The organism is Nocardioides pocheonensis (genome assembly GCF_003725535.1).
In the GTDB taxonomy this organism is placed as follows: Bacteria; Actinomycetota; Actinomycetes; order Propionibacteriales; family Nocardioidaceae; genus Marmoricola; species Marmoricola pocheonensis.
In genome coordinates this window covers 1-2,029 of sequence record NZ_RJSF01000006.1, presented here as the reverse complement: position 1 = coordinate 2,029, position 2,029 = coordinate 1, and the positions used below count along the sequence as shown (strand labels likewise).

General features: G+C 69.3%; 1 protein-coding gene. It reads right to left on the bottom strand.

Annotated elements, in window-relative coordinates; translation table 11 throughout:
• Positions 1 to 449: 449 nt before the first annotated feature.
• A partial coding sequence (locus tag EFL26_RS03125; protein ID WP_123221447.1) for an LPXTG cell wall anchor domain-containing protein occupies positions 450 to 2,029 on the bottom strand: 1,580 nt, incomplete at its 5' end.

Sequence of the window (2,029 nt, the reverse complement as noted above, 5' to 3'; positions counted from 1 at the left end):
TCCCGCAACGGACTTGTGCTTCTTCATCTGTGGTGCCCCCAAGTACGACGGCGACCCCTGCGCACCGGGACGATGAAGCAGCCCCAGGAGCGTGTCGGAGTCGGAACCCCCTTGGCCGCCGGAAGGACGGACCAAGCGCGTTTCCCCTTGCCCCCAAGGTGAATCGCTTCCGCCATTACGAGCCCATCCGCCGCCGTCGGCAAGCGAACGGGTCGATTCGGATATGCGCGGGCTAGACCGGAAACGGCCGGAATGGCCCTATTTTCAGGGACGTATGGCACCTAATCCGTACGAAACGGACAGTACTGGTATCAGAACGTCTCAGGAACGACCCGTGCCCGGGACCGCCGAAGCAGTCCCGGGCACGAGCCCGTTTCCGGAGCCTCACTGGGCCTGAGGGCCGTGTGCACGAGGGGGTTGGTGCACCCGGCAGCCCAGCGTCTGGGGGCTTAGCTCCGGCGCCTCCGACGCCGGTCGCCCAGGACCAGGGCTCCACCCGTGACCATGAGGCCCGTGGCGAGCCCCAGCAGCCTCCCGTCCGGGCCGCCGGTGTTCGGCAGGACGGCGGGGTGGTGCTGCTTCGGCGGGCTCGGCGGCGACACGATGACGCAGTTCACGACCTGCGTGCTGGCGTTCGCACTGAGCCCTGGCGCGTTGTCCGCGGTCAGGCTCGCCGCGTTCGGGTACGTCGCGCAGCTGGTGTTGCCGGTCGCGCTGACCACGTGCACCGACTCGCTCGCGCCCGGCGCCAGATCGACCGCCGTGCAGTGCAGCACCTCGCTGCCCACCGCGCCGGTGATCGAGCAGTTGCCCGGACCGGACGCGATCGACCAGTCGATGCCCGTCCCGCTCGGCAGCGGGTCGTTGATCACGACGCCCCGGGCCGTGCCCACACTTCCACCGGCAGCGTTCGATGCCGTGACGGTGAACCCGATCTGCGAGCCCGCGTTCACCGAGGCGGCGTCCGCGGTCTTGCTCAGGGTCAGGGCCGCGCACAGGACACTCGTGCTGTCGGAGTCGTTCGGCGTCTGCGGGGAGTCCGTGGCCGTGAAGGTCGCGGTGTTGTTGTAGACCCCGCAGTCGGCGAACGTGGTCGGTGCCGTGATGTGGACGACCTGCGACGCACCCGGCGCCAGTGTTCCGGAGCACGTGAGCGTGCCGGCGGAGATCTGGCAGGTCAGGGGCCCGGTCGAGCCACCCTCCGGGATCGACCAGTCCACACCGGTCGGCAGCGGGTCGTTCACGAACGCTCCCGTGGCCGGGGCATCACCGGTGTTGGACGCCGTGATCACGAAGCCGATCGGCGAGCCGGCATCCACCGACGCGTCGTCCGCGACCTTCGTGACGTGCAGGTCCGGGCAGAGCACGGCCTCCTGCGCGCTGGCGTTCGGCGTACCGGTCACGTTCGACGCACTGACCTGGGCGGTGTTGTCGTACACCCCGGTGTTGTCCGTGCCACCGAGGCAGGAGTTCACCTCGGTCTCACCCGAGCCGGTCCACTGCGTCGGACTGGTGATGTGGACGACCTGCGTCTCTCCGGCGTCGAGGCTGCCCGTGCAGTGCAAGGTGCCTGCCGTGATGACGCAGCTCAGCGGACCGCTGGTGTGGGCGTTGTCGATCGACCAGGTGATCCCCGGACCGGTCGGCAGCGGGTCGCTCATGTCCACGCCGGTCGCGGTGCCCGCGCCGTTGTTCGACACCGTGACCGTGAACCCGATCGTCGAACCGACCGTCACGCTGGCTGCGTCCGCGGTCTTCTCGATGGCCAGACCCGGGCACAGGATGGTGACGTTGGCGGTGTCGCTGTCGCCGCCGGTGCCGTTGGTGGTGGCGACGGTGGCCTGGTTGGACACGACGCCGCAGTCGGCCGGTGTGGTCGCGGACTGGACGTGGATGACCGGCAGCGTGGTGTTGCCGGCGACCGTGCCCAGGCTGCAGCTGAGGACCTGGCTGCCGACCGCACCGGTGATCGAGCAGCCGGTGTAGGTCGGGTTCAGCGACCAGTTCAGGTCACCGGAGCTGGCCGCGT